This is a genomic window from Streptomyces sp. NPDC057249, from assembly GCF_042669245.1.
Classification (GTDB): domain Bacteria; phylum Actinomycetota; class Actinomycetes; order Streptomycetales; family Streptomycetaceae; genus Streptomyces.
In genome coordinates, this window is sequence record NZ_JBHUXS010000010.1 from 74,949 (window position 1) to 101,948 (window position 27,000).

The 27,000-nt window shown below is 72.5% G+C and carries 28 protein-coding genes, 1 pseudogene and 1 riboswitch; of the genes and pseudogenes, 5 read left to right on the forward strand and 24 right to left on the reverse strand.

Annotation, left to right across the window (positions count from 1 at the left end):
* Positions 1–182 precede the first annotated feature (182 nt).
* The 3 genes from ACFUJY_RS19960 (at position 183) to ACFUJY_RS19970 (ending at position 3,309) form a co-directional block, all read left to right on the forward strand.
* Complete coding sequence (locus tag ACFUJY_RS19960) at positions 183–920, forward strand: ABC transporter ATP-binding protein (protein ID WP_073963688.1); 738 nt, start codon at positions 183–185, stop codon at positions 918–920.
* Positions 902–2,083 (forward strand): hypothetical protein, encoded by a 1,182-nt coding sequence (locus tag ACFUJY_RS19965; RefSeq protein WP_383301210.1) that lies wholly within the window; start codon positions 902–904, stop codon positions 2,081–2,083. The genes ACFUJY_RS19960 and ACFUJY_RS19965 overlap by 19 nt, the downstream gene beginning before the upstream one ends.
* Positions 2,084–2,178: 95 nt before the next feature.
* A complete protein-coding gene (locus tag ACFUJY_RS19970) occupies positions 2,179–3,309 on the forward strand; it encodes an LOG family protein (protein WP_383301213.1) in 1,131 nt (376 codons plus the stop codon).
* A 3-nt stretch (positions 3,310–3,312) separates the two neighbouring features.
* Here the strand turns inward: ACFUJY_RS19970 and ACFUJY_RS19975 are convergent, their stop codons facing one another.
* The 4 genes from ACFUJY_RS19975 to rlmN form a co-directional block, all read right to left on the reverse strand.
* Positions 3,313–4,338 (reverse strand): ABC transporter ATP-binding protein, encoded by a 1,026-nt coding sequence (locus ACFUJY_RS19975; RefSeq protein ID WP_383301216.1) that lies wholly within the window; start codon positions 4,336–4,338, stop codon positions 3,313–3,315.
* A gap of 3 nt (positions 4,339–4,341) precedes the next feature.
* On the reverse strand, positions 4,342–5,946 hold the full coding sequence (locus ACFUJY_RS19980; RefSeq protein WP_383301219.1) for an ABC transporter permease: 1,605 nt from the start codon (positions 5,944–5,946) through the stop codon (positions 4,342–4,344).
* A gap of 86 nt (positions 5,947–6,032) precedes the next feature.
* Positions 6,033–7,142 (reverse strand): thiamine ABC transporter substrate binding subunit, encoded by a 1,110-nt coding sequence (locus ACFUJY_RS19985; RefSeq protein WP_383301222.1) that lies wholly within the window; start codon positions 7,140–7,142, stop codon positions 6,033–6,035.
* Between the two features lie 84 nt (positions 7,143–7,226).
* Positions 7,227–7,343, reverse strand: a riboswitch (TPP riboswitch).
* 71 nt (positions 7,344–7,414) lie between these two features.
* Positions 7,415–8,521 carry a 23S rRNA (adenine(2503)-C(2))-methyltransferase RlmN gene (gene rlmN / locus ACFUJY_RS19990; RefSeq protein ID WP_164401695.1) on the reverse strand — a complete coding sequence of 369 codons (1,107 nt, stop codon included), beginning with the start codon at positions 8,519–8,521 and terminating at the stop codon, positions 7,415–7,417.
* A 117-nt stretch (positions 8,522–8,638) separates the two neighbouring features.
* Between rlmN and ACFUJY_RS19995 the strand changes: the two genes are divergently transcribed.
* On the forward strand, positions 8,639–9,166 hold the full coding sequence (locus ACFUJY_RS19995) for a hypothetical protein (protein WP_383301226.1): 528 nt from the start codon (positions 8,639–8,641) through the stop codon (positions 9,164–9,166).
* Between the two features lie 65 nt (positions 9,167–9,231).
* Here the strand turns inward: ACFUJY_RS19995 and ACFUJY_RS20000 are convergent, their stop codons facing one another.
* The 5 genes from ACFUJY_RS20000 to rpsB form a co-directional block, all read right to left on the reverse strand.
* Complete coding sequence (locus ACFUJY_RS20000; RefSeq protein ID WP_383301229.1) at positions 9,232–10,323, reverse strand: phosphatidate cytidylyltransferase; 1,092 nt, start codon at positions 10,321–10,323, stop codon at positions 9,232–9,234.
* A complete protein-coding gene (gene frr / locus ACFUJY_RS20005) occupies positions 10,323–10,880 on the reverse strand; it encodes a ribosome recycling factor (protein ID WP_018102371.1) in 558 nt (185 codons plus the stop codon). The genes ACFUJY_RS20000 and frr overlap by 1 nt, the downstream gene beginning before the upstream one ends.
* 157 nt (positions 10,881–11,037) lie before the next feature.
* Positions 11,038–11,814 carry a UMP kinase gene (pyrH, locus tag ACFUJY_RS20010; protein ID WP_383301232.1) on the reverse strand — a complete coding sequence of 259 codons (777 nt, stop codon included), beginning with the start codon at positions 11,812–11,814 and terminating at the stop codon, positions 11,038–11,040.
* Positions 11,815–11,970: 156 nt separating this feature from the next.
* Positions 11,971–12,807, reverse strand: coding sequence for a translation elongation factor Ts (tsf, locus tag ACFUJY_RS20015; protein ID WP_018102373.1), 837 nt, complete (start codon positions 12,805–12,807; stop codon positions 11,971–11,973).
* Positions 12,808–12,902: 95 nt separating this feature from the next.
* Positions 12,903–13,805, reverse strand: coding sequence for a 30S ribosomal protein S2 (gene rpsB, locus ACFUJY_RS20020; protein WP_143625983.1), 903 nt, complete (start codon positions 13,803–13,805; stop codon positions 12,903–12,905).
* Positions 13,806–14,165: 360 nt separating this feature from the next.
* Between rpsB and ACFUJY_RS20025 the strand changes: the two are divergent.
* Positions 14,166–14,669: pseudogene (locus ACFUJY_RS20025) on the forward strand (murein hydrolase activator EnvC family protein); the annotation flags it as partial.
* Positions 14,670–14,728: 59 nt separating this feature from the next.
* On the opposite strand, the gene ACFUJY_RS20030 reads toward ACFUJY_RS20025, so the two are convergent.
* The 15 genes from ACFUJY_RS20030 to rimM form a co-directional block, all read right to left on the reverse strand.
* Positions 14,729–15,301 carry a TetR/AcrR family transcriptional regulator gene (locus tag ACFUJY_RS20030; protein ID WP_073863156.1) on the reverse strand — a complete coding sequence of 191 codons (573 nt, stop codon included), beginning with the start codon at positions 15,299–15,301 and terminating at the stop codon, positions 14,729–14,731.
* A 103-nt stretch (positions 15,302–15,404) separates the two neighbouring features.
* Complete coding sequence (whiG, locus tag ACFUJY_RS20035; RefSeq protein WP_383301234.1) at positions 15,405–16,241, reverse strand: RNA polymerase sigma factor WhiG; 837 nt, start codon at positions 16,239–16,241, stop codon at positions 15,405–15,407.
* A gap of 288 nt (positions 16,242–16,529) precedes the next feature.
* Positions 16,530–17,807 (reverse strand): DNA-processing protein DprA, encoded by a 1,278-nt coding sequence (gene dprA, locus ACFUJY_RS20040; protein WP_383301237.1) that lies wholly within the window; start codon positions 17,805–17,807, stop codon positions 16,530–16,532.
* A complete protein-coding gene (locus tag ACFUJY_RS20045) occupies positions 17,804–19,429 on the reverse strand; it encodes a YifB family Mg chelatase-like AAA ATPase (RefSeq protein ID WP_383301240.1) in 1,626 nt (541 codons plus the stop codon). Before ACFUJY_RS20045 ends, dprA begins: the two co-directional genes overlap by 4 nt.
* Entirely contained in the window at positions 19,429–19,788 is a 360-nt protein-coding gene (locus ACFUJY_RS20050) for a YraN family protein (RefSeq protein ID WP_383301243.1), read from the reverse strand. Before ACFUJY_RS20050 ends, ACFUJY_RS20045 begins: the two co-directional genes overlap by 1 nt.
* Before the next feature lie 84 nt (positions 19,789–19,872).
* Positions 19,873–20,181 (reverse strand): DUF2469 domain-containing protein, encoded by a 309-nt coding sequence (locus ACFUJY_RS20055; RefSeq protein ID WP_018102380.1) that lies wholly within the window; start codon positions 20,179–20,181, stop codon positions 19,873–19,875.
* Positions 20,182–20,244: 63 nt separating this feature from the next.
* Positions 20,245–20,733, reverse strand: a complete 489-nt coding sequence (locus ACFUJY_RS20060) for an NUDIX hydrolase (RefSeq protein ID WP_383301246.1) — start codon at positions 20,731–20,733, stop codon at positions 20,245–20,247.
* A complete protein-coding gene (gene lepB, locus ACFUJY_RS20065) occupies positions 20,723–21,472 on the reverse strand; it encodes a signal peptidase I (RefSeq protein ID WP_383301249.1) in 750 nt (249 codons plus the stop codon). Before lepB (ACFUJY_RS20065) ends, ACFUJY_RS20060 begins: the two co-directional genes overlap by 11 nt.
* A gap of 49 nt (positions 21,473–21,521) precedes the next feature.
* Entirely contained in the window at positions 21,522–22,424 is a 903-nt protein-coding gene (lepB, locus tag ACFUJY_RS20070) for a signal peptidase I (protein ID WP_383301251.1), read from the reverse strand.
* Positions 22,421–23,347, reverse strand: a complete 927-nt coding sequence (gene lepB / locus ACFUJY_RS20075) for a signal peptidase I (protein WP_383301677.1) — start codon at positions 23,345–23,347, stop codon at positions 22,421–22,423. The genes lepB (ACFUJY_RS20070) and lepB (ACFUJY_RS20075) overlap by 4 nt, the downstream gene beginning before the upstream one ends.
* Positions 23,229–24,290 carry a signal peptidase I gene (gene lepB, locus ACFUJY_RS20080; protein ID WP_383301254.1) on the reverse strand — a complete coding sequence of 354 codons (1,062 nt, stop codon included), beginning with the start codon at positions 24,288–24,290 and terminating at the stop codon, positions 23,229–23,231. The genes lepB (ACFUJY_RS20075) and lepB (ACFUJY_RS20080) overlap by 119 nt, the downstream gene beginning before the upstream one ends.
* Positions 24,283–25,065 (reverse strand): signal peptidase I, encoded by a 783-nt coding sequence (gene lepB / locus ACFUJY_RS20085; protein WP_383301255.1) that lies wholly within the window; start codon positions 25,063–25,065, stop codon positions 24,283–24,285. Before lepB (ACFUJY_RS20085) ends, lepB (ACFUJY_RS20080) begins: the two co-directional genes overlap by 8 nt.
* A 45-nt stretch (positions 25,066–25,110) precedes the next feature.
* Entirely contained in the window at positions 25,111–25,461 is a 351-nt protein-coding gene (gene rplS / locus ACFUJY_RS20090) for a 50S ribosomal protein L19 (protein ID WP_073963715.1), read from the reverse strand.
* Between the two features lie 128 nt (positions 25,462–25,589).
* A complete protein-coding gene (trmD, locus tag ACFUJY_RS20095) occupies positions 25,590–26,411 on the reverse strand; it encodes a tRNA (guanosine(37)-N1)-methyltransferase TrmD (protein WP_383301259.1) in 822 nt (273 codons plus the stop codon).
* On the reverse strand, positions 26,411–26,995 hold the full coding sequence (gene rimM, locus ACFUJY_RS20100) for a ribosome maturation factor RimM (RefSeq protein ID WP_383301261.1): 585 nt from the start codon (positions 26,993–26,995) through the stop codon (positions 26,411–26,413). Before rimM ends, trmD begins: the two co-directional genes overlap by 1 nt.
* Between the last annotated feature and the right edge of the window lie 5 nt (positions 26,996–27,000).

The following is a 27,000-nucleotide window of genomic DNA, read 5'->3' on the forward strand; positions in this document are numbered from 1 at the left end:
GGTGCCGGGCACGGCATCCCCCGGGCCCGGATGCGGCCGATCGAGTGGGAAGAGGCGGGCCCGGGCCGCGTGCTGTCCGCTCACCGCGATCCGAATCCTTACGGTGCCGAGTGACCGATCGGCCCCCTCTTCGTTCCCCCGTACGGGGGACGGGATATCTGATCTGAACCGAGGTGTACGCCATGGTGGCCCCGCCGGACAACGATGTGATCTGGGCGCGTTCCCTGCAGCACTCCCACAACGGCTCACCCGCGCTCGGCGGGGTCTCCCTGGGCATCCGCGACGGCGAGATCCTGGCGGTGACCGGTCCGCGCGGCAGCGGCAAGACGACCCTGCTGCACTGCCTCTCCGGCCAGCTGGTGCCGGAGCAGGGCGAGGTCTGGTTCAACAGCGTGCCCGTGCACACGATGGGGCCGAGGCTGCGCGAGCGGCTGCGCCGCGACAAGTTCGGCTGGATCGCCCCCGAGCCGCAGCTGGTCCCGGAGCTGAACACCTGGGAGAACACCGCCCTGCCGCTCCTGCTGCGCGGCGCCTCGCACCGGGAGGCCAGGAAGGCCGCCATGGAGTGGCTGGAGCGCCTGGACATCGGCACATGCGCCAAGAAGCGCCCGCACACCCTCCAGCAGAGCCAGCGGCAGCGCATCGCCGTGGCCCGGGCGCTGGCCGCCGGGCCCTCGGTGATCTTCGCCGACGAACCGACCGCGACGCTGCACCGCACGGACCGCACGCACGTCCTGCGGACCCTGACCAGCGCCGCCCGCTCGCACGGGATCACGGTGGTGCTCGCCACCCACGACGCCGAGATCGCCGCGCTCGCCGACCGCGTGGTGCCCCTGCTCGACGGGCGCCGCGTCTCCACCGTCGGCCTGCCCGCCGAAGCCGATCCGGAGGGGCGCGCGGCGTGCTCGCTCTCCGTCTAGCCCGCGGTTCCCATCCGCTGGTCCTGATGCGGCGGCTGCTGGTCGCGGCCGCCTCCGCCGGGGTCGGCTTCCTGCTCCTGTGCACCCTCGGCCACACCGCCGCGCACCCCCATTCGGCCGGTGCGGTGCTGCGGCTGCTGTGGTGCTTCGTCCCGCTGGCCGCCACCGTGCAGTTCGCCGTCGCGGTGGCCCGTACGGACCCGAGCACCCGGCCGCGTAGCGGGCTGTCCGCCGTGGGCCTGGGCCCGGTGAAGCTCAGCGTGCTCGCCGCGGTCTCCACCGCCGTCTCGTGCACCCTCGGCTCCGCGGTGGCGCTGCTGTTCTTCCTCCATCTGCGCGGCGACCTGTCCGGGCTGCCGTTCGACGGGGCCGCCGCCGATCTGCTCGGCGCGGACGCCTCGTTGCCGGTCGCCGCCGTGCTGGTCCTGCTGGCCCTGGTGCCGGTGGCGGCTGCCACGGCCAGTGCGCTGGCGCTGCGTGGCCGTCCGTCGGGGGCCGCGCGCGAGACGGACGACGGCGGTGACCTGGTGCCCGCCGAGGAGATCCCCGCCCCCGCCGCGCCGCCGGCCGGGCTGCCCTGGGGCGTCGCCCTGACCGCCGCCGGGCTCGCCGTCGAGGCGTACGCGAGCCGGGGCGCGGCGGGCAGCCCCTTCCCGCTTCCCGGCAAGCCGGACGCCACTCCGGCCTGGGTGCTCGTCGGCTGGACGCTGACCGCGATCGGCCTGGCCACGGCGGGCCCCGGCCTGACCCACCTGTGCGGCAAGCTGCTCCAGACGGTCCGGCCGGGGGCGGTACGCCTGCTGGCCGGCCGGGTCCTGATGGACGAGGCGCGCCGGATCGGCCGCCCGCTGGGCATCGTCTGCGCGGTCCTGTCGGCGGTCGTCGCCGCCTTCGCGCTGTACGGGACGGGGTCCCGGCCGTTCGGCCCGCTCACGGCCCTGGGGGCGGTGCTCGTCGTCGGCTGCACCACGGCGACGCTGCTGACCTCGGCCCTGGAGGCCCGGCAGGCCCGCGCGGAGACGGCCAGGGCCCTGCTGCGGCTCGGGGCGCCGGCCTCGGCGCTGCGCGCGGCGACCGCCCTGCGCGCGGGGGCGCTGCTGGTCCTCTTCGCCCCGCTCACCTGGGCGATCGCCGAGCTGGCCGCGCTGCCGCTGACCCCCTGAGCGCGGCTGGACGCCCACCGGACCGGCCGGGCCCCTGCCCGGCCGGTTCCGCGTGCGCGCGGGGGCCCGTCCGGATCGGATGAACGTTTCGTAGCATGAGCCGCGTGGAGAGCGCGGACGAGTACCGGAACGGCCACGGCGACGAGATCGAGTCGCGGGCCGAGTTCGACGCGGCGGTGGCCGCCGGTTCGCTGGCCGGGCGCCGCGTGCAGTCGGTGGACCTGACGGGGCGGAGCGCGGCGCTGCTGGCCACGGACACCGCGGGCGCCGTGTTCCTCGGCTGCCTGATGGAGCCCCGCGCCGAGGAGAAGGTCCGGGCCGACGGCGCCTTCGTCTTCCCGCCCGTCCCCGGCCTGCCCTTCGATCCGTACCGGGGCCTGCTCTACTCCCCCGACGCGCTCTACGACGGAATCGCGCGGGAGGGCTACGCGGCCACGCCGGACGCCCTGGCCCACGACTGGTTCCGGCGGACCCGGTCGGACGGGGACGCGTTCGCCTCGATGCTCCGGGCGCTCCACGACGACGCGATCTCCGACGCGCTGGAGGAGGTGCTCGCCGGGGCCCGGGTGGCCGGCGTGATGGGCGGCCACGCGACGCCCCGGGGCAGCGCCGGTTACGCGGCGGCGGCCCGGCTCGGCAGGACCCTGGCCCGCAGCGGCCTCACCGTGGCGACCGGGGGCGGCCCGGGCGCGATGGAGGCGGCCAACCTGGGGGCGTACGCGGCGCCGCACGCCGACACGATGCTGGACGAGGCGTGCGCGATGCTCGGCGCGGTGCCGTCCTTCACCCCGTCGGTCACCGACTGGGCGCGGGCCGCTTTCGCGGTGCGGGAGCGCTGGCCGGGCGGCGGCCCGTCGGTGTCGATCCCCACCTGGTTCTACGGCCACGAGCCGCCGAACCCGTTCGCCGGACACATCGCCAAGTACTTCACCAACGCGCTGCGCGAGGACGGGCTGCTGGCCCGGTCGAACGCGGGCGTGATCTTCCTCCCCGGCGCGGCCGGCACCGTCCAGGAGATCTTCGACAGCGCCACCCCGAACTACTACGAGTCACGCGGCGAACCCGTCCCGATGGTGCTGGTGGGCCACGACCACTGGACGCGCGAGCTTCCCGCCTGGCCGCTCCTGCGCACGCTGGCGGCGGGCCGGAGGATGGCGGCCCGCATCGCCCTGGTCGACACGGTGGAGGAGGCGCCCGGCGCCCTGGCCCGGCTCTCGGGGGCGTAGCCCTCAGAACAGGGCGGGGAGCACCACGCACTCCGACGCGTCGAAGGCGACGCCCACCCGCTCGCCCTCCTCCGGTGTCCCGCGCAGCGGGCACTCGGCCTCCAGCACCGGACCGCGCTCCGGGTGCAGGGTCACGGCGACATGGCTGCCCCGGAAGGTGCGTGCGCCCACGACGCAGCGCAGCCCCGTCTCCGGCCCACCGATCCGTACCCCGGCCGGCCGCACCAGAAGGTCGCACGCGCCCTGCGGTGACCCCTTCGGCACCGGCACCTCGCCCCAGGCCGTGTCCGCCGCGTCCCCCTCGACGGTCGCCTCGACCACGTTGTCGAAGCCCAGGAAGCGCGCCACGAAGGCGGAGGCGGGGCGCTGCCACACGTCCAGCGGGGTGCCCACCTGGGCGACGCGGCCCTCGCGCATCACGACGACCCGGTCGGCCAGCGCGAACGCCTCGCCCTGGTCGTGGGTGACGGCGAGCACGGTGGTGCCGAGGCGGCCGAAGAGGGCGCGCAGCTCGACGACGAGCCGTTCGCGCAGGCTGCGGTCCAGCTGGCCCAGGGGCTCGTCGAGCATCAGCAGCCTGGGGCTGGGCGCGAGGGCCCGGGCGAGGGCGACGCGCTGCTGCTCGCCCCCGGAGAGCGCGGCGACGGCGCGGCGTTCGGCGCCGGGCAGGCCCACGAGGTCGAGGAGTTCGGCGACCCGGCGGCTCTGTTCGCCCCGGCCGGCCCCGTGCATCCGCAGGCCGAAGGCGACGTTGGCGCCGACGTCCCGGTGCGGGAAGAGCTGGTGGTCCTGGAACATCAGGCCGAGCCCGCGCCGGTGGACCGGGATGCCGTCCTGGTCGGCGCCGTCGAGCAGGACCCGGCCGCCGTCCGGCTCCTGGAGCCCGGCGACCAGGCGCAGCAGGGTGGACTTGCCGCTGCCGCTCGGTCCGAGGACGCAGACGGTCTCGTGGTCGGCGACCTCCAGGTCGACCCCGTCGAGCGCGGCCCGGTCGCCGAAGCGGACGGTGGCCGATTCGAGCGTCAGCATCGTTCAGAACTCCCCGGATCGGTCGGTGCGGATGCGTTCGAGCAGCAGCAGCGAGACCGCGCACACGAGCATCAGGATGGTGCTGAGGGCCATGGCCTGGCCGTAGTTCAGGTCGCCGGACCGGCCGAGCAGCCGGGCCACGGCCACCGGCAGCGTCGGGTTGTCGGGCCGCGCGATGAAGACTGTCGCGCCGAACTCCCCGAGCGACACGGCGAACGCGAACCCGGCGGCAACCAGCAGCGCCCGCCGCACGAGCGGGAAGTCCACCTCGCGCCAGGCCCGCAGGGGCGAGGCCCCGAGCACCGCCGCCGCCTCGCGCAGCCGGGAGTCCACCGCCCGCAGCACCGGCAGCATGGTCCGTACGACGAAGGGCACCCCGACCAGTGCCTGGGCGAGCGGCACCAGAATCCAGGAGGTACGGAGGTCCAGCGGCGGCTTGTCCAGGGTGATCAGGAAGCCGAAGCCGACGGTGACCGCGGAGACCCCCAACGGCAGCATCAGCAGCGCGTCGAAGCCCCGGACGAGCCGGCCCGCCCGCCGGGTGAGCGCGGCGGCGGCGAGCCCGCCGACGACGAGGGCGATCAGGGTCGCGACGAGGGCGTAGCGCAGCGAGTTCCCGATGGCCTCGACCGGCGCGACCAGGAACGTACCGCTGTTGGCGTCCGCCGAGGTCAGCGCGCGGTAGTAGGCGAGGCCGGAGCCGCCCAGCGAGCGTTCCACGAGGACCGCGAGCGGCAGCAGGACCAGCAGCAGCACGCTCAGCAGGACCCCGGCGAGCAGGGTCCACTGCCCGGCCCCGTGCGGCCTGCGCGCGGTCGTCGCCGGGTCGACCAGCTTCAGCGCGCGCTCCCTGCGGCGTACGGTCCAGGCGTGCACGGCGAGGATCGCGCCGACGGCGGCGAACTGCACGAGCGTCAGCACGGCGGCCGTGGGCAGGGCGAGCAGCTGCGCGGTCTGCCGGTAGATCTCCACCTCCAGCGTGGAGAAGCCGGGGCCGCCGAGGATCTGTACGACCCCGAAGGAGGTGAAGGTGAAGAGGAAGACCATCAGGGCGGCGGCGGCCACGGCCGGGGCGAGCGCGGGCAGCGTGACGCGCCGCCAGGCGGTGAACCGGCTCGCGCCGAGCACCCGGGCGGCCTCTTCCTGGCGCGGGTCGAGCTGCGCCCAGAGCCCTCCGACGGTGCGGACGACGACCGCGTAGTTGAAGAACACGTGGGCCAGCAGGATCGCCCACACGGTGGTGTCGAGCCGTACGCCCCACAGCTCGTCCAGCAGCCCGCCCCGCCCGAGCAGCGCGAGGAAGGCGGTGCCCACGACGACGGTCGGCAGCACGAACGGGACGGTGACCACGGCCCGCAGCACCTGCTTGCCGGGGAAGTCGAACCGGGCGAAGACATACGCGCCGGGCAGCGCGATCAGCAGGGTCAGCGCGGTCGAGGCGAGCGCCTGCCACAGCGTGAACCAGAGGACGTCCCGGATCTCCGGCCGGGCCAGCACCTCGCCGAACCGGCCGAACTGCCAGACGCCGTCCGCCTTGAGCCCCCGTCCCACGATCGCGGCGACCGGGTAGGCGAAGAACAGGGCGAAGAACGCGACGGGCACGGCCATCAGGCCGAGCCGCACCGCGGCCGCGCGCCGGGCCCGGGCGCGTGCGGACCTCCCGCGCGCGCCCGGGCCGCGTACGGGGGTCTTCGCTACTTCACTACGAGCGAGGACCACGACTGGACCCACTGCTCACGGTTCTCGGCGATGGCGTCCGGGGCGACGGTCGCCGGCTTGTCGGCGGTGGCACCGAACTTCGTGAAGAGCTCGGGCACCTTCGCGTCCTTCGCGACCGGGCTGACGAACATGGTGAGCGGCATGTCCTCCTGGAACTTCTTCCCGATCAGGAAGTCCAGCAGCGCCTTGCCGCCCGCCTCGTTCTTCGCGCCGTCCAGCAGACCGGCGAACTCGATCTGGCGGAAGCACGTCCCGGTGGCGACCCCGGTCGGCGCGGTCTTGGGCTGCGGGTCCGCGTACAGCACCTCGACGGGCGGGCTGGAGGCGTAACTGACGACGAGCGGGCGGTCGGCCTTGGCCTTCTTGCCGCCGGCCGAGCCGGAGAACTCCTCGTTGTACGCCTGCTCCCAGCCGTCCACGACCTTGACGCCGTTGTCCTTGAGCTTCTTCCAGTAGTCCTGGTAGCCGTCCTCGCCGAAGGTGGCGACGGTGCCGAGGAGGAAGCCGAGGCCGGGCGAGGAGGTCGCGGCGTTCTCGGTGACCAGCAGGTCCTTGTACGCGGGCTTCGCCAGGTCGGCGAAGGTCTTCGGCGGTGCGAGCTTCTTGTCGGCGAAGTACTTCTTGTCGTAGTTGACGCAGATGTCGCCGGTGTCGACCGGGGTGACCCGGTGCTTGTCCGCGTCCAGCTGGACATCGGCCGGGACCCGGTCCAGGCCCTTGGCCTCGTACGGGGTGAACAGGCCGTTGTCCAGGGCGCGCGAGAGCAGGGTGTTGTCGACGCCGAAGAACACGTCGCCGCGCGGGGAGCCCTTGGTCAGGATCTCCTGGTTCAGGGCGGCGCCCGCGTCCCCGCTCTCGAGGACCTTGACGGTGTAGCCGGTCTCCCGGGTGAACTCCTTCAGGACGTCCTTGGAGGCGTTGAAGGAGTCGTGGCTGACCAGGGTGACGGTCTTGGAACCGGACCCCTTGGTGGAACCGGAACCGGAACCGGACGCCGGGTCGTCGGAACTTCCGCAGCCGGCCAGCGCGGTGACGCCGAGCGCGGCGGCGACGGCCGCGACCGCGGCCTTCTGGGTGGTGCTCATGTGTGATTCCTCCTGGAGTGACCAGGAAGAGACGCGGCCCCGCCCGCACACCGGCCGGAGCCGGAAGCGGGCAGGGCGCAACAGCTTGAGTATGGTCCGAACTTCCTACCCGGAATGACCCGGGCGAGGTTCAGAGGGTCTGCGGCCAACCTGTCCTCGGTGCCGCACTCTCAGCGCTGTGGCGCTCCCCTGTCGGAATATGCAGTTGATTTCGGCCCCAGGCTACACGGCCGTTTTCGGCCGGGGCCCCGGGTGTCCGGGACCCCGCTCCCTCAGCGCTCGGAGGCCGCCAGCTGTCCGCAGGCGCCGTCGATCTCCTGGCCCCGGGTGTCGCGGACGGTGACCGGCACGCCGTGGCTCGCGATGGCCTCCACGAACGCCCGCTCGTCCTCCGGCCGCGAAGCGGTCCACTTGGAGCCGGGCGTCGGGTTCAGCGGGATGAGGTTGACGTGCACCCGCTTGCCCTTGAGGAGGCGGCCCAGCAGGTCACCCCGCCACGCCTGGTCGTTGATGTCGCGGATCAGGGCGTACTCGATGGAGATACGGCGGCCGGACTTCTCGGCGTACTCCCACGCGGCGTCCAGCACCTCGCGCACCTTCCACCGGGTGTTCACCGGCACGAGGGTGTCGCGCAGCTCGTCGTCCGGGGCGTGCAGCGAGACCGCGAGGCGGCACTTGAAGCCCTCGTCGGCGAACCTCAGCATGGCGGGGACCAGGCCGACGGTCGACACGGTGATCCCGCGCTGCGAGAGGCCGAGGCCGTCGGGCTCGGGGTCGGTCAGCCGGCGGATCGCGCCGACGACGCGGTTGTAGTTGGCCAGCGGCTCGCCCATACCCATGAACACGATGTTGGAGAGCCGGGCCGGCCCGCCGGGGACCTCGCCGTCGCGCAGCGCGCGCATGCCGTCCACGATCTGGTGGACGATCTCCGCGGTCGACAGGTTGCGGTCGAGTCCGGCCTGCCCGGTCGCGCAGAACGGGCAGTTCATCCCGCAGCCGGCCTGCGAGGAGATGCACATCGTGACCCGCTCCGGGTAGCGCATCAGGACGGACTCCACCAGGGTCCCGTCGTGCAGCTTCCACAGGGTCTTGCGGGTGGTGTCGTCGTCGCAGCTGATGTGCCGGACGACGGACATCAGGTCGGGGAACATCGCCTCGGCGAGCTTGTCCCGGGAGCCGGCCGGGATGTTGGTCCACTCGGCCGGGTCGTGCGCGTACCGCGCGAAGTAGTGCTGCGAGAGCTGCTGGGCGCGGAACGGCTTCTCGCCGATCGCGGCGACGGCCTCCCTGCGCTCGGCGGGCGTGAGGTCGGCGAGGTGCCGCGGCGGCTTCTTGGCTCCGCGGGGCGCGACGAAAGTGAGTTCTCCGGGCTTAGGCATGGTTCTTCCAGTGTCGCAGACGCGCGGAGGTGCCCCTGTGCGTCGCGGTGAGGCGCACCTTACGGGGTAACCGGGCCACCACAGGGAGTTCCGCAGCCGCCGTAGGAGGTAGATGCCGTGCACACCGTCAAGCACTGGTTCAACGACAGCCTGGTCGGCCAGGGCCTGCTGGTCTTCGGACTCGGCGTGGGCCTGAACGCGCTGTTACGCCACGACGATCCCCCGGCCATGTGGCTGGTCCAGGGGGCCGTTTTCACCGTCGTCGCGATGGTGGCCATCGTTCTCCAGCGGCGGCGCATGAGCCGGGTCACGGGCGCCTCCCCGGGCGCCATCGCCGGCCTCCTGCGCAAGATCCGCCACCACGAGGTGCCGCGCGACCCGCGGGAACGGGCCGTGATGCGGCGTCTCGTCGACGATCAGCTGGGGAAGATCGAGCGGGGTGAGCGGTGGCTGCCGTACTGGCTGGGCGCCATGGGCCTGATCGCGGTCGGTCTGCTCGTCCTGGGCTTCACCGGCGGGGCCCTCGGGTACTCCCTGTTCTTCGCCGTCTTCGTGGCGGCGTTCTGTGTCTGGCTCCTGTGGACCCGCCGCCGGGCGCTGACCCTCTACCGCGACATGCGGAGGGCGCTGCGCGAACAAGGCTGACGCCACATGGCTGAGGGGCCACCGCTCGCGAGCGGTGGCCCCTCAGCCATGTGCGGACGCCGGCCTCAGCCGGAACCGACGAACAGCACCAGGAGCAGCCAGACCACCGGGGCGGTCGGCAGCAGCGAGTCCAGCCGGTCCATGATCCCGCCGTGGCCGGGCAGCAGCGTGCCCATGTCCTTGATCCCGAGATCCCGCTTGATCATGGACTCGCCCAGGTCGCCCAGGGTGGCGCTGGCCGCGACCGCGAGGCCCAGCAGCAGCCCCTGCCACCAGGAACCGTCGTCGACCAGGAACTGCATGCACAGCGCCCCGGCCACCATGGCGAAGGCGACCGCCCCGAACAGGCCCTCGCGGGTCTTGCCGGGGCTGATGCGCGGCGCCAGCTTGTGCTTGCCGAACCGCCAGCCGACCGCGTACGCCCCCGTGTCGCTGACCACGGTCAGCAGCAGGAACGTCAGCACCCGCTGCGGGCCGTCGTCGGCGGTCAGGAGCAGCGCGACGAAGGTGGCCAGGAACGGCACGTAGAACGCGGCAAAGATGCCCGCCGTGACGTCCCTGAGGTAGTCCTCGGGCGGCTGGGCCATCCGCCACACGAGCACCGCCAGGGCGGTGAGGGCCATGGCGATCCAGGCGCCCTCGGCCCCGCGCGCGTATCCCGCGACGACCATCGCGGCACCGCCGACGGCGAGCGGCACGAGGGGCGCCTTGATGCCCTTGCGCTCCTCCAGGCGGGAGGTGAGCTCCCAGAGCCCGACGACGACGGCGAGCACGATCACGCCGACGAAGACCGCCTTGACGACGAAGAGCGAGACGACGACCAGGGCGCCGAGCCCCAGGCCGACCCCTATGGCGGCTCCCAGGTCCCGGCCCGCGCGCTTCTTCTGCGGGGGCTGGGGCGGCGGCGCGGTCGGCATGGGCTCCTGCGGCTTCTCGTCGCGGAACAGGGGGCCGCCGCTCAGGCGTCCGGCCCCCTGGTTCCGGTGATCACGGTCTTCAGCGTCTCTACCTGCGTCGGGAACGTCCGGCACGATGGGCATGGGCCGAGTCTGCTGGGCGTCGTGCACATCGTAGGCAGGACCCGCCGCAGCACCCTGCATCTCCGGCGCGACCCGGTGGCCGGCGCCCTGCGGAGCGCCCCAGGAAGAGTCGTTCATCAGACTTCGAGCAGCTCGGCTTCCTTGTGCTTCAGCAGCTCGTCCACCTGCGCGACGTACTTCGCGGTGGTGTCGTCGAGCTCCTTCTCGGCGCGGCGCACCTCGTCCTCGCCGGACTCCTTGTCCTTGACCAGCTTGTCGAGCGCTTCCTTGGCCTTGCGGCGGACGGCGCGGATCGAGATCTTGGAGTCCTCGGCCTTGGTCTTCGCGACCTTGATGTAGTCGCGGCGACGCTCCTCGGTCAGCTCGGGGAAGTTGACCCGGATGATGTTGCCGTCGTTGCTCGGGTTGACGCCGAGGTCCGAGTCGCGGATGGCCTGCTCGATGTTGCGCAGCGCGGTCTTGTCGAACGGCGTCACGACGGCCATACGGGGCTCGGGCACCGAGAACGAGGCCAGCTGGTTGATCGGGGTCGGCGCACCGTAGTAGTCGGCGACGATCTTGTTGAACATCGCCGGGTGCGCACGGCCGGTACGGATCGCGGCGAAGTCCTCTTTCGCGACGACGACGGCCTTCTCCATCTTCTCCTCGGCCTCGAGGAGGGTTTCTTCGATCACCACGTGCTCCTGCGTGTTGTGAACGGGCCCGGCGGGCCCGGCGGGTCCTGCGTCGCGTCCTCACCTGCACGGTGTCCGACCGGCAGGCCGTTGTCCATCTTCCGGGGCGGTCCCGCGCCCCTGTCCCACCGGGCCTCACCGGTGGACGCGCCCATGGTCAGGCGCGGGTGTCCTGGTCGCTCACGAGCGTGCCGATCTTCTCACCCTTGACGGCGCGGGCGATATTGCCCGCGGTGGTGAGCTCGAAGACGAGGATCGGCAGCTCGTTGTCACGGCAGAGCGTGATGGCGGTGGCGTCGGCGACCTTGAGGTCGCGGGCGAGCACCTCGCTGTACTCCAGCGCGTCGAACTTGACCGCGGCGGGGTTGGTCTTCGGGTCGGAGTCGTAGACCCCGTCCACGCCGTTCTTCCCCATGAGCAGCGCCTCGGCGTCGATCTCCAGGGCGCGCTGGGCGGCGGTGGTGTCGGTGGAGAAGTAGGGCATGCCCATGCCCGCGCCGAAGATCACGACGCGGCCCTTCTCCAGGTGCCGCACGGCGCGCAGCGGGATGTACGGCTCCGCGACCTGGCCCATGGTGATGGCGGTCTGGACGCGGGAGTCGATGCCCTCCTTCTCCAGGAAGTCCTGGAGGGCGAGGCAGTTCATCACGGTGCCGAGCATGCCCATGTAGTCGGAGCGCGCCCGGTCCATGCCCCGCTGCTGGAGCTCGGCGCCGCGGAAGAAGTTGCCGCCGCCGATGACGACCGCGATCTCCGCGCCGTCCCGGACGACTGCCGCGATCTCGCGGGCGATGGCGTGCACGACGTCGGGGTCGACACCGAGACCCCCGCCGCCGGCGAACGCCTCCCCGGACAGCTTCAGCATGAAGCGTCCGGGCACCTTGCCGTCCTCGCGCTTGTCGTCGTCTTTGGCGGCGTCCGCGCCCTTGTTCATGGGGATTCTCCTCGTGCACATACGAAGAAGGCCATTGCCGGTGGGTCTGGTGTCCCTTGCGGCAATGGCCTCCTCGTCAGATCTGCGGTCGTACGGCGGTGTGCGGCCGTCGACTGCACCAGACCCTACCGGGTCCGCCGTTTTACGCGGACGGACTCAGATGCCGACCTTGATACGCGTGAAGCGCTTCAGGGTGACACCGGCCTCGTCCAGAACCTTCTGGACCGACTTCTTGTTGTCCAGCGCGTACGGCTGGCCCAGGAGGGTGGCCTCCTTGAAGAAGCCGTTGACGCGACCCTCGACGATCTTCGGGAGGGCGGCCTCGGGCTTGCCCTCGGCGCGGGTGGTCTCCTCGGCGACGCGGCGCTCGGCCTCGACGACCTCGGCCGGGACGTCCTCGCGGGAGAGGTACTTCGGCGCGAAGGCGGCGATGTGCTGGGCGAGGCCCTTGGCCAGGTCGGCGTCGGCCTTGTCCAGCTCGACCATCACGCCGATCTGCGGGGGCAGGTCGGGCATGGTGCGGTGCATGTAGACCGAGACGAAGGCACCCTGGAACTGCGCGAAGCGGTCCAGGACGATCTTCTCGCCGAGGTTGGCGTTGGCCTCGTCCACGTACGCCTGGACGGTCTTGCCGGGCTCGATCTCGGAGGCGAGGAGCGCCTCGATGTCGGCCGGGGAGGTCGCGGCGACGTGCGCGGCAAGGGCGTTGGCGACGGCCTGGAACTTGTCGCCCTTGGCGACGAAGTCGGTCTCGCACTTCAGCTCGACGAGGACGCCGGAGGTCTTGTCCTCGGAGACGAGGGAGACGACGGCGCCGTTCTCGGCGGAACGGCCCTCGCGCTTGGCGACGCCCTTCTGGCCCTTGATGCGGAGCGCCTCGACGGCGGCGTCGACGTTGCCGTCGGCCTCGTCGAGCGCCTTCTTGCAGTCCATCATGCCGGCGCCGGTGAGCTCGCGGAGCTTCTTGACGTCAGCGGCGGTGTAGTTCGCCATGAGTCTGTGTTCTCTCTCGAAGTCTGAAAGATCTACGGGTGGACGGCGGGGCGGTGCCGGTGCACCGTCCCCGCCGTCTTCAGCCGTGACGGGTGTCAGGCCTGCTCGGCGTCCGCGGCCGGGGCCTCGGCCTGCTCGGCGGCGATGGCGGCCGGCTCCGCGTCGGCGGCGGCGTCCTTCTCGGTCTCGACGGAGGACTGGACCTCGGCGTCGGCCTTCTTGTCGCCCTCGAGCAGGTCGCGCTCCCACTCGGCGAGGGGCTCGCCGGCGGCCTTCTCGCCCGGCTTCGAGTCGCCGGTGGCGGCGCCGGAGCGGGCGATGAGGCCCTCGGCGACGGCGTCGGCGATCACGCGGGTGAGCAGGGTGACGGAGCGGATCGCGTCGTCGTTGCCCGGAATCTTGTAGTCGACCTCGTCGGGGTCGCAGTTGGTGTCGAGGATCGCGACGACCGGGATGTGGAGCTTGCGCGCCTCACCGACGGCGATGTGCTCCTTCTTGGTGTCGACGACCCAGACGGCGCTCGGCACCTTCTGCATCTCGCGGATACCACCGAGGGTCTTCTCCAGCTTGGCCTTCTCGCGGGAGAGGACCAGGAGCTCCTTCTTGGTGAGGCCGGAGGCGGCCACGTCCTCGAAGTCGATGAGCTCCAGCTCCTTCAGGCGCTGAAGGCGCTTGTAGACGGTGGAGAAGTTGGTGAGCATGCCACCGAGCCAGCGCTGGTTGACGTACGGCATGCCGACGCGCGTCGCCTGCTCGGCGATGGCCTCCTGGGCCTGCTTCTTCGTACCCACGAACATGATGGAGCCGCCGTGCGCGACGGTCTCCTTGACGAACTCGTAGGCGCGGTCGATGTACGACAGCGACTGGAGCAGGTCGATGATGTAGATGCCGTTGCGCTCGGTGAAGATGAAGCGCTTCATCTTCGGGTTCCAGCGACGGGTCTGGTGACCGAAGTGGACGCCGCTTTCCAGCAGCTCCCGCATCGTGACGACGGCCATGGCCGTACTCCTTGGTTTTCTCGGTTGCCGCGGCAGCAGGATTACCGCCGCGCCTGACGCCCCGGCGCGCCGTGCCGCAAGGGACCGAGGGGCGCGGCCACCTCCGCTGAACGGGTGGTGGCGGGGCGTGCGAAGTCGACCCGGTGACCCGGGTCGCCAGAAGAAGTGTACGGGACCGTCCGGGTCCCGGGTGACGGCGCTGTCCACAACCGGCTGGTAGTCCACAGATCCGGCTCGTGATCCCCACGCGGGCGGGGCCCGGGGGACGGTGGTGCCATGCGAATCACAAGCGAAGGGGCGCGGTGGCGGCTGCCCTGGGCCGTCGTGCTCGCCGCGCTGGCGGCGTGGGGCGCTTGGCCGGGCGCCGCCGCGGCGGCGGGCACCGGCGAACGTGTCTGGCCGCTGGCCGGGCGTCCCGCGGTGGTACGGGGATGGGAACCGCCCGCCGGGCCCTACGGGCCGGGCCACCGGGGTGTGGACCTGGCCGCCGCGCCGGGCACCGAGGTGCTGGCCGCCGCTGCGGGCCGGGTCTCGTTCGCCGGGGCGGTCGCCGGGCGCGGGGTGGTCTCCGTCGAGCTCGCGGGGACCGGCGACCCACCGCTGCGGACCACCTACGAGCCGGTGCGCCCGCTGGTCACGGAGGGCGACGAGGTGGCGGCGGGGCAGGTGGTGGCGGTGCTGGAGGCGGGGCCGTCGCACTGCGCGGCGGGCTGCCTGCACTGGGGGCTGCGCCGGGGGGACGCCTATCTGGACCCGCTGTCGCTGCTGCCACCGTCACTGCTGCGGCGCGGCCCGTCCCGCCTGCTGCCGGTGTACGGGGTGCCGGAGCCGCCGGGGGCGGGGGCACCGGCCCCGCACGGGGCCCTCGGGTCCGCCCTGCTGGTGGCGCTCGCCGCGCCGTGGCGTCGGGCGTCGCGGTGGGGTCAGTCGCGGGTGCCGGCGCCCCGGACGCCGTCGAGGATCATGGCGACGGCGGTATCGGCGATGACGCCGGGCTCCTCCGCGACGGTCAGCTCGATGCGCCGGACGGCGGCGTCCACGGAGCCCTGGAGCAGCATGGCGGCCAGGCGGGGCTCCGCGTGGCCGAGGTCGCCGAGCGCCTCCACGATCATGGCGATCAGCCCGCCGTGCGCGGCCCGGATCTTCTCGCGGGCGCCCGCGTCCAGCTCGCTGGCGGAGATCGCGACCACGGCCCGGTGGCGCCGGTCCCCGACCAGGTCGAGCTGGCGCCGTACGTACGCCTCGATCTTCTCCTCGGGCGTCCCCGCCCGCTCCATCGCGCTCTCCACCTCGGCCGCCCAGACGGGGAAGTCGACGGCGCAGAGCTCTTCCACGACGGCGGCGCGGGAGCGGAAGTACTCGTAGACGGAGGACCGGGCGAGGCCCGTGCGTTCGGCGAGGGCGGGGAAGGTCAGCGCTTCCGTGCCCCCTTCGGACAGGAGGGAGCGCGCTGCGTCCAGGAGGGCGCCGCGCTGCATGGTCCGGTGCTCGGCCACGGAGGCCGCTCGAATCCTGGGCACGGCTCCACTCTACGGCGACCGCCGCCCAGAGGTACGCGCGCGGGCCGAGGTGGCCGGCCCGGGCGCCCGGCGGGCCCGTTCAGCGCCCGGCGTCCGCCAGTTTCGCGCGGAGCTGGAGCACCGACTTGGTGTGGATCTGGCTGACCCGGCTCTCGGTGACCCCGAGGACGTTGCCGATCTCGGCGAGGGTCAGTCCCTCGTAGTAGTAGAGCGTGACGACCGTCTTCTCGCGGTCCGGAAGGGTGTTGATCGCCCGGGCGAGCAGCCGCCTCAGCTCCCGGTCCTCCGCCACCTCCACCGGGTCGTCCGCGGCGGTGTCCTCCAGCGTGTCCATCAGGCTCAGCCGGTCGCCGCCCTCGCCGCCGACATGCAGCAGCTCCTCCAGCGCGACCACGTTGGCCAGGGACAACTGGCTGAAGACGGCGTGCAGTTCGTCCAGCGTGACGCCCATCTCGGCCGCGACCTCCGCCTCGCACGGGGTGCGGCGCAGCTGCGCCTCCAGCGTCGCGTAGGCGCGTTCGACGGCGCGGGCCTTCTGCCGCACCGAACGCGGAATCCAGTCCAGCGCCCGGAGCTCGTCGATCATCGCGCCCCGGATGCGGGTGATCGCGTACGTCTCGAACTTGATGGCCCGTTCGATGTCGAACTTCTCGATCGCGTCGATCAGCCCGAACACCCCGGACGAGACGAAGTCCGCCTGCTCGACGTTGGACGGCAGGCCCACGCTCACCCGCCCGGCGACGTACTTGACCAGGGGCGAGTAGTGCAGGATCAGCTGCTCCCGCAGCCGCCCGTCGCCGGTCGTCTTGTACGAGCGCCACAACTCGTCGAGCGAGGACGGGGCGGGAGGGCGCACAGTGCCACGCGCAGCCGGTGGTACTGCCGCGCGGCCAGACCCGGAGGTGTGCTGGGGCATGTGGTGCCTTGAGCCGTTCTGCCGTGAAGTACTGGGACGTGTCTCTGGGGCGGAATCCTTGTGAGCGTAGCGTGACTGAGTCGTCGCGGTGCGCGCAGGATAGAGGATGACGGCCGGGCGCCCCCGGGCCTGCGGACATGACGCGCGCACCGGCCGCGAACATGACAGCCCGCCGGGGTGCGGACGCGTCGGGCACCCGGGGCCGTCGCCGCAGGCACCGGCCCCGGGGCCACCGTCGAAGCGTCCGCCGAGGTCATCGGCATCACCTTTTCACCCGAATGCCCCGGGTCAAGAACCGCCTCGCCGCACGTCGTCCCGGCAAGTCGGCCTCCGCGTCAACCTCCATCCCTCGCCCACGCGTTCGACGTATCCCAGTGAGTGCAGTTCGTACAACTTGCCGAGGGCCTCGTCCACGCTGGTCCCGGCGCCCCGCGCCACCTCCCGGGCATCGACGGCGGCGCGCGCCGGAAGGGCCTCCAGCACCCGCCCGGCGACGGCGTCGAGCAGGTCCCGGTCCAGCACCGGACCGCTCCGGACCGGCGCCAGGTCCCCGATGTCGCCCACCAGCTCGGCCACTTCGGCGGCGTCCGTCACCAGCACGCCCTCGCCGCGCAGGAGTTCGTGGACACCGGCGGACAGACCGCTGGTCGCCGGCCCCGGAACCCCCATGGTGAAGCGCCCCAGCCGCTGCGCGACCCGCGCCGTCACCAGCGAACCGCTGCGGTACTCCGCCTCCACGACCACCGTCCCCCGCGTCAGGGCGGCGATCACCCTGTTCCGCAGGACGAACCGGCTCCGCGTCGGGTGCTCGGACGGCGGGAGCTCACCGATGACGAGCCCCTGCCCGGCCACCCGCGCGATCAGCTCGGCGTGTCCCGGCGGATAGACGACGTCCACCCCGCAGGCCAGCACCGCGACCGTCGCCCCGCCCGCCGCCAGCGCACCCCGGTGCGCCGCGCCGTCCACCCCGAAGGCGGCGCCCGAGACCACCACCCAGCCGCGCTCCGCGAGCCCCGCGCCCAACGTCGTCGCCATGTGGGCCCCGTACGGGGTGCAGGCGCGGGCGCCCACCACGGCGACCGAGCGCAGCGCCCAGAGCCGCAGATCGGGCCCGCCCCGCACCCACAGCCCGGTCGGCCGCGCGTCGCCCAGGTCGTCCAGCTGCGTCGGCCACTCCCGGTCGCCGGGACAGACGAAGCGTCCGCCGACCGCCGCGACGGCGGCCAGGTCCCGCTCCGGGTCGGCCCGGGCGGCCCGGAGCCGGTAGCCCGCGAGCCGCCGCGCCGTCATGCCGCGCAGCCGCTCCGCCTCCCCGGCCGGGTCCGTGATCCGCCGCCACAGGCCCACCGCGCCGCACTCCCGCAGCCACCGACCGCCCCGCTCGTCGCCGGGCTCCAGCACCCGGGTCAGCGCCGCCCGCGCCAGCCGCTCCGCGGACTCCGCGCCTCCGGCCGGCCCCGGGCCCGTACTCCCGGCCGTCCCCGGGCCGGCGCCTCCGGCCGCCCCGGGGACCGGGCCCCCCTCCCCCGCGCCGTACGCGAGCCCCGCTCCCCCGTGGCCCGTCACGGTGCCCCCGCTCCCAGCGGCACCCCGCGTGGGATGCCGCTGCGCAGTTCCAGGGCCGCCGCCACGTCCGAGGCGTCGGGGCGGGCCGCGCCGCGCAGGTCCGCCACCGTCCACGCCACCCGCAGCACCCGGTCCAGTCCCCGGGCCGTGAGCAGCCCGCGCTCCATGTCCCGCTCGGCCGCCATCAGCGCCCCCGGGGCCGCGGCCAGCCGGGTCCGCAACTCGTGGCCGGGCACCTCGCTGTTGGTCGTCCAGGGCGTGCCGGCCAGCCGCTCGGCCGCCCGGTCCCGGGCCTCCCGCACCCGGGCGGCGACGGTCGCCGTGGACTCGCCCCGGCCGCCCCGGCCCATCAGGTCCTCCCGGGTGACCGGGGCCACGGTCACCCTGAGATCCACCCGGTCGAGCAGCGGCCCGGAGAGCCGGGCCTGATAGCGCCGCACCGCCGACGGCGGGCAGTCGCAGCCGTCACCGCTCAGGGTGTGCCGCCCGCAGGGGCACGGGTTGGCCGCGAGCATCATCAGGAACCGGGCCGGCAGCCGCACCACCCCCGCGCTGCGGGCGACCACGACGTGCCCGGACTCCAGGGGCTGGCGCAGCGCGTCCAGTGCCTTCACGGAGAACTCCGGCGCCTCGTCCAGGAAGAGGATTCCGCGATGGGCGAGCGAGACGGCTCCTGGCCTGGGCAGTCCGTTGCCCCCGCCGACCAGCGACTGCATGGTCGCCGAGTGGTGCGGGGCGCAGTACGGGGCCCGGGCGATCAAGGGCTCGCCCGGTGGCAGGATGCCGGCCACCGAGTGGACGGCGGTCACTTCGAGGGATTGCTGCCGGGTGAGCGGCGGCAGGATCGCGGGCATGCGCTCGGCCAGCATGGTCTTGCCGGCGCCCGGCGGGCCGGTCAGCAGCAGGTGGTGGCCGCCGGCCGCGGCGACCTCCAGGGCCTTGCGCGGCCGCTCCTGGCCCGCCACGTCCGCCAGGTCCGGCCGGGCGCGGTCCCCGGCCGCCGAGCCCCGGGCGAGGCCGGTGCCCAGTCCGGCGCCGGGCACCATCAGCCCCGCGAGCATCGGATCGGGGCGCCCCTCCTCGTCGGACCGCTGTTCGTCCGGCACCGGTTCGTCGCACAGCACCGCGATCAGCTGCCGCAGGCTGCGCACCCCGAGCACGGAGACACCGGGGACGAGGGCCGCCTCGCCCGCGGTCTGTTCCGGGACGACCACCTGGCGGTAGCCGGCGTCGGCCGCCGCCAGGACCGCGGGCAGCACCCCCCGCACCGGGCGCACCCGGCCGTCGAGCCCCAGCTCACCGATCATCACCACGTCGGCGATCGACTTGGGGTCGATGCGCTCCGCCGCGCCCAGGACCGCGCACGCCACGGCCAGATCGAAGCCCGAACCACTCTTGGGCACCGAGGCCGGGGACAGCCCCACGGTGAGCTTCTTCTGCGGCCACTCCGCCCCGGAGTTGACCACGGCCGCCCTGACCCGGTCCCGGCTCTCCACCAGGCTCTTGTCGGGCAGGCCCACCAGCGTGAACGCGGCCACGCCGGCCTCCAGGTCCGCCTGGACCTCCACCACCACGCCCTCGACGCCCACCAGGGCGACCGAGCAGGCACGCGCGAACCCCATCAGGCCACCCCCCGCGCGTGCTCGGCCAGGGGCGCGCCGCGCTGGGGCAGCACCACCCCGACCAGGTCGATGCGCACCCCACCCGGCGGCGGGCCGCCGTGCCGCTCCAGCCAGAGCGCGGCCAGCCGGCGCAGCCGCTCGGCCTTGGCCGGGGTGACCGCGGCCATCGGATGCTCGTACCCGCCCGCTCTGCGGGTCTTCACCTCGCAGATGACGAGCGCGTCCCCGTCCATCGCGACGATGTCGATCTCACCGGCGCGACAGCGCCAGTTCCGTTCCAGTACGGACATGCCGGCGTCGGCCAGCAGCCGCGCCGCCAGGTCCTCGCCGTACCGCCCGAGAGCCCCCCGTGCGTTCATATCGGCACCACCTCCGGCACCGACTCTGACGCGCCCCCCCTACTTCAGTGGATCTTGGTGGACAAGCGGGCGATTGTGGATAACTCAGCCACTCGGAAGTTCGAGATCGCTCTTGTTGAGCTCCTCGATGTTGACGTCCTTGAACGTCAGTACCCGTACCTGCTTCACGAACCGGGCGGGCCGGTACATGTCCCAGACCCAGGCGTCCGCCATGGACACCTCGAAGAACACCTCGCCCTGGACCGAGTGCACCTGCATCTCGTAGTCGTTGGTGAGGTAGAAGCGCCGTTCGGTCTCGATCACGAATTTGAACAGACCGACGACATCGCGGTACTCCCGGTAGAGCTTCAGCTCCATCTCGGTCTCGTACTTCTCGAGGTCCTCGGCGCTCATTGGCATGTTCCCCTTCAGCCGTGCGTTTCCCCATTGTGCGCCGGGCTCCGGCGCCCCGGCCGCTCAGCCGCTTCCGGGGGCCAGGTCCACCGGCGTAGGCGGAGGGCCCTCGTCGAGCAGCCTCCGGAGCAGGTCGGCGAGCCCGGTGGGGTACACCGTCTCACGCGCCGCCGACAGTTCGGCGGAGGTCCACCACCTCAACCCTGTGACACTGCGGCGTTCCAGCCATGTGTGGCCGCTGGTGTCCGTGGCGGTCTGTGCCGTACGGGCCAGGAAGTACCACTCGTCCTGGTCCCATCGCCGGCCGTCGAAGGTGAAGGAGCACGAGCGCCGCCAGATCACCGTGCCCAGTTCGACGTCGGTGATCCCGGTCTCCTCGGCCAGCTCGCGCAGCGCCGCCGCCTCGTGGGTCTCGTCGCCCTCCAGGCCACCGCCCGGCGTGAACCACCAGGTCCGGTCCGGGTCCTCCGGTTCGAAGCCGTGCATCAGCAGAATCCGGTCGTCCGGGTCGAGGAGCACCAGGCGGGCGACCCTGCGCACCTCAGCGGACACCGGCGGCCGCCTCGGGCTTCGCGCTCCGCTTCGGCCGGGCGGCACGGGCCGCGAGCGGGCCGTACGCCGCCCCGCCCAGGATGAGCACGATGCCCACCGCCATGGCGGTCAGCTGGAGTCCCAGCGGCCCGGGCGACGAGACGCCGCCCGGCAGCGCGGCGAACGCCTCGGGCCGGTCGATCATGGAGCCCAGCGGCCAGGCGACGGCGTCGACCCTGGACTCCACCGCGTCCCGGGGCACCGAGCCGTGGGTGGCGTCCTCCAGGTGGACCCGGGAGTCCAGCGAGACCGTGCGGTCGTCGCCCAGCAGGAAGAGCCGGCCCTGGGGGACCTCGGCCGTGAAGTCCTGGGCCGCGGCGCGGCCGGACGACCGCAGATACGGTTCGTCCATGGGTATGCCGTTGACCGTGAGGCGGCCGTCCTTGCCGCAGCAGGCGATCTTGTCGCCGCCGACCCCGACGACCCGCTTCACCATGGGGGTGTCACCCCACTCCGTGTCGGTGAACACCACGACGTCGCCGCGCCGGACCTCGCTGCCGTCCACGCGCTGCGCGAGGACCTTGTCGCCCGCTTCGACCGTCGGCGTCATCGACCCGGTGGGCACCGTGTAGGGCTGGTAGACGAACGCGCCCCAGACGAAGCCGCCGAGGAAGAGCAGGCAGCCGAGGGCCACCGCCGCCCCGGACAGCCTGCTGCCCAGCCGGCCGCGGCCGTCGTCCGTACGACCTGTTGCACCCATACCGGCGTCCCCCATCGGAGATCGACAATCGCTGATCCGCGTGGGCACCCTACCCGGCAGTACGCCCGGCGGTCAGCCTCCGCCTGCGCCGGAGGACGAGCGGCAGCGCGCCCGCGAGCCCCAGGACGCCCGGTGCGGCACCGGCCGCGGCGCTGATCCCGGGCTGGTCGAAGGTGTCCGGGACGGACAGCACGGACCAGCGGTTCACCGGCCACGCGACGACCACGGCCCGGCCCACGACCTGGCTCACCGGGACGAAGCCCTTGTTGGCGTCGTCGGTGTGGTACCGGGAGTCCGCCGAGTCCTGGCGGTGGTCGCCCATCACCCAGATCTTGCCGTCCGGCACCTTGAACGGGCCGAAGGGCATGTCGTCGCAGGCGCTGTTGCCGGGGAAGACGTAGGGCTCGGTGAGCGCCTTGCCGTTGACCTCGACCGGGCCGCCCTTCTTGCACTCCACGGTGTCACCGGCGACCGCGATGACCCGCTTGATCAGGTCCTTCTCCTCGGCGGACGGCATCAGCCCGACGAAGCTCAGGAACTTCTGCGCGGCGTTGGGCTTCGGGGTCGGCTCGTCGTCCAGCCAGCCGTCCGGGTCGTGGAAGACGACGACCTCGCCGCGCTCCGGCTCCGACCCGAACCACGGCGTCAGCTTGTCCACCAGGACCCGGTCACCCCGCTGCAACGTGTTCTGCATCGAATCCGACGGAATCGAGAACGCCTGCACCAGAAACGTCTTGATGAACAGCGCCAGGACCAGCGCGATGCCGATGAGGAGCGGCAGCTCCTTCCAGAACGGGCGGCTGCTCTTCTTCTTGTCGGCGGTGCCGTCGGTGCCGCCGTCCGTGCCGGTCTCCGGCTCGGAGGCGGAAGGCTCCGCGTAGGAAGGATGCGCGTCGGAAGGCTCCGCGGACCGCTCCTGCTCGGACCGTGCTCCGTCTGCCAGGTCGCTCACGCGTCGTTCCTCACTGTGCCGGCGGTCGTGGTCCGGCGCCGCCTGCGCCAGAGCACCAGGGGCACCGCACCCGCGAGGCCGATCACCCCCGGGGCGGCCGCGGCGGCGGCGTTGATGCCGGGCTGGTCGAAGGTCTTCGGGATCGGGAGGGTCGCCCAGCGGCTGACCGGCCAGGCGATCACGATGGCCCGGCCGACCACCTCGTCGTTGGAGACGGTGCCGCCGCCCGGCAGGTTCTGGTGGTAACGCGAGTCCAGGGAGTTCTGCCGGTGGTCGCCCATGACCCAGATCCGGTCCTTCGGGATCTTGATCGGCCCGAACGGCTCGTCGTCGCAGGCGCTGTTGCCCTCGAAGATGAAGGACTTGTCGTCCAGCGCCTTGCCGTTGACCTCGACCGGGCCGCCCTTCTTGCACTCCACGGTGTCACCGCCGATCGCGATGACCCGCTTGATCAGGTCCTTCTCCTCGGCGGACGGCATCAGGCCGATGAAGCTCAGGAACTTCTGCACCGCGTTCGGCTCGGGGGCCTGGCTGTCCTCCAGCCAGCCGCCCGGGTCGTGGAAGACGACGACCTCGCCGCGCTCCGGCTCCGACCCGAACCACGGCGTCAGCTTGTCCACCAGGACCCGGTCACCCCGCTGCAACGTGTTCTGCATCGAATCCGACGGAATCGAGAACGCCTGCACCAGAAACGTCTTGATCAGCAGCGCCAGGACCAGGGCGACGCCGATGAGGAGCGGCAGCTCCTTCCAGAACGGGCGGGGATTCTTCTTCCGGGCCGTGCTGCCCCCGGACTCGCCGCCGTCAGCTTCCGTACCGCTCACCGTCGTCCCGTCCTCCGCCGCACCGGCGGACTCGGAATGCGCCGGACGGCCCGGCCGGTCCTCGGGTTCGTCGTGTCCGGATCGTGCGCCGACCGCCACATCCCCCACATCCACTCCTTACTCCGTGCCACCGCCCGCGTCCTAGCCGACGCAGGCCCACCACTCCCATAACGAGCGGGAGTTCCGCAGGGGTCGGGAGCCGGATCAATCCGCCTGGATCACTGGACACACTATTCGACGGCCCCGAGGCGCCCACCGGACCGGCGCGCGCGTCCGGGACCGAGGCGAACGCCGAGCGCTCCTCCAGGCCGGCCCAGTGGCCGAAGGGCCAGACGATCCATTTGGCCCGTCCGACGACCGCGTCCTCGGAGATCGTGCCGTTCGCCGTCTTGTCCATGTGGAAGCGCGAATCGGCGGAATTGGAGCGGTGGTCCCCCATGACGAAGAGGCGGCCCGCCGGAACCTTTACCTCGAATTTGATGGTGGAGGGTGAATCCCCGGGATAGACGTACGGTTCTTCGACCGCCACGCCGTTGACGAGGAGCCTCCCGTCCGTCGCGCAGCACTTCACGGTGTCGCCGCCGACGGCCACGACCCGCTTGATCAGGTCCTGCTCGTCGTCCGACGGCAGCAGCCCGACGAAGGTGAGCACCTGCTTCACCTGCTTGACGACGACGGGGGACTCTCCGGGGCTCTCCGGGTTCGGCGGCGGCCAGTCCGACGGATTGCGGAACACGACGACGTCGCCGCGCTGCGGCTTCGAGCCGAACCAGGGCGTCAGCTTGTCCACGAGCACCCGGTCGCCGATCCGGATGGTCTGCTCCATCGACCCGGAGGGGATCACGAATGCCTGCACGAGGAAGGTCTTGAGGACGAGCGCGATCAGCAGCGCCACCGTGATCAGCAGCGGGATCTCCCGCACGGCGGACCGGCGCCGCTTGCGCTTCACCTTGCGGGCCAGCTTGCGCCGATCGGCCCGGGTGGGCAGGGAGCGCGCGCCGTCGTCCGCCGCCGGGGCACCGTGGCGCCCGTGGCTACCCATGGGACGAGCCGGGCGCCGGTACGGAGTCGAAGGCGGCGGTCCCCGGCAGCGAGCCCACCCGGCCGAGCGGCCAGCCGAACCAGTCGACCCGCCCGATCACCCGCTCCACCGGCACCATGCCGCCACCCGGCTCCCCGAGGTGGTCGCGGGAGTCCCGGGAACGGGCGCGGTGGTCGCCCATCATCCACAGGGTGCCTTCCGGCACCACGATGTCGAAGGGCACCTCGGAGGGCGCGTCCCCGGGGAAGAGGTAGTCCTCGTCCAGCGGCCGGCCGTTCACCTCGATGCGGCCCCGTGCGTCGCAGCAGACCACCCGGTCGCCGCCCACGCCCACCACCCGCTTCACGAAGTCGGTCTCGGCGGGCTCGGCGAGCCCGAGGGACGCGGCGGCCCCGTGCAGCAGCGCGGTGACGGGGTTCTGCTCCGCCTCTTCGCGTACGAACGAGCCGGTGCCGTCGAAGACCACCACGTCACCGCGGCGCGGGACGGCGCCGAAGCGGTACGCGAGTTTGTTGACGAGCACCCGGTCGCCCACCCGGAGCGTCCGCTCCATCGAACCGCTGGGGATCAGGAACGGCTGCACCACGAAGGTGCTGAACAGGAGCACGAACACCGCGCAGAGGGCGCCGAGCCCGAGCGTCCCCCGCCAGGACAGCCGCCACGACATGAGTCCGGCGAGGCGGGCGCGGACACGCGAAGAGCGCGACCCCTCCCCCGGCCCCGTATCGGGTGCGGAGGAGAGATCGCGCTCCTGGAGTTCTGCTTGCGTGTCCATCGGGGCCAGAGCTTAACCGGACACCCTGTGGACGAGGCAGTCAGCTCAGCGGTCGCGCTTCTCCTTGATCTTCGCGGCCTTGCCGCGCAGCTCACGGAGGAAGTACAGCTTGGCGCGACGGACGTCACCGCGGGTCACGAGCTCGATCTTCTCGAAGATCGGGCTGTGCACCGGGAAGGTGCGCTCGACGCCGACGCTGAAGGAGACCTTGCGGACCGTGAAGGTCTCGCTGACGCCCGCGCCCTGGCGGCGGATGACGATGCCCTTGAACTGCTGGACACGGGAGCGGTTGCCCTCGATCACGCGGACGTGAACGTTGACCGTGTCACCCGGGCGGAAGGCCGGGATGTCGGTACGCAGCGACGCGGCATTGACGTCGTCGAGCAGGGAAGCCATGTTGTCTGCTTTCTTCGCCGATGCCACAGGTCATCGACGGGAGAGTGGTGAATGCTAGGGGCCGGTCGCGTCGGACGGGCGTCGTGTCCCCCTGTGGCAGGGGCGCACGCCGGACGGACAGCAGCGGCCTATTCTTCCACGGCCTCGGGCCTGCGCCAAAATCGGCCACCCGGTTCCGGGGACCAGCCCAGGATCGACAGCATTTCCCGGTCCTTCTTGTCGAAGGCGGACGCCTCGCACCGCTCGATCAGATCGGGCCGGTTGGCGGCCGTACGCCGCAGCGCCTCGTCGCGCCGCCAGCGGGCGATCCGCCCGTGGTGGCCGCTGAGCAGCACATCGGGGATGGACCGGCCGCGCCACTCGGGCGGCTTGGTGTAGACCGGGCCCTCCAGCAGATTGGCCATCGCGCCGGGGGCGAAGGAGTCGTCCTGGTGCGAGGCCGCGTTGCCGAGGACGCCGGGCAGCAGCCGGGCCACCGCCTCGGTGATCACCAGCACCGCGGCCTCCCCGCCCGCCAGCACGTAGTCGCCGATGGACACCTCGACCACCCGCATCCGGGTGGCGTACTCCTCGGTCACACGCCGGTCGATGCCCTCGTAGCGGGCCGGGGTGAAGACCAGCCAGGGGCACTCGGAGAGCTCGACGGCGAGTTCCTGGGTGAACGGCCGGCCGCTCGGCGTGGGCACCACGAGGACCGGGGCGCGCGCCCCGGCCTCGTAACCGTCCGCCAGGGCCTCGTCCAGGGCCTCGCCCCAGGGCTCGGTCTTCATGACCATGCCGGGGCCGCCGCCGTACGGGGTGTCGTCCACGGTGTTGTGCCGGTCGTACGTCCAGTCGCGCAGGTCGTGCACATGGACGTCGAGGCGGCCGGACGTGCGGGCCTTGCCGACCAGGGAGACGTTCAGCGGTTCCAGGTACTCGGGGAAGATCGTGACGACGTCGAGCCGCATCAGGCGTCCCCGGCCTTCGGCTCGGAGCCCTCGGAGCCGGACTCCGCTTCGCGCGCGGACGCCACGACCGCCTCGCTCGCGTCGATCAGGCCGGGCGGCGGGGTGATCACCGCGCGCTGCTCGTCCAGGTCGATCTCGGTGACGATCTCCTCCACGAACGGGATCATCACCTCGCTGCCGTCCGGCCGCTCCACGATGAAGAGGTCCTGCGAGGGCAGGTGCGTGATCTCGGTGATCCGGCCGATCGCGGTGCCGTCGGCGAGGACCACGTCCAGGTCCATCAGCTGGTGGTCGTAGAACTCCTCGGGGTCCTCGGGGAGCTCCGCCGGGTCGACGTCGGCGATCAGCAGGGTGTTGCGCAGCGCCTCGGCGGCCGTACGGTCCTTCACGCCCTCGAAGCGCAGCAGCAGCCTGCCGCTGTGCACCCGGCCGGTCTCGATCGTCAGCGGGCCCGCCGTGGCGGGGTCGGTGGCCAGGACGGCGCCGGGCGCGAGCCGCAGCTCCGGCTCGTCCGTGCGCACCTCGACGGTGACCTCGCCCTTGATGCCGTGGGCGCGACCGATCCGCGCGACTACCAACTGCACCTGAT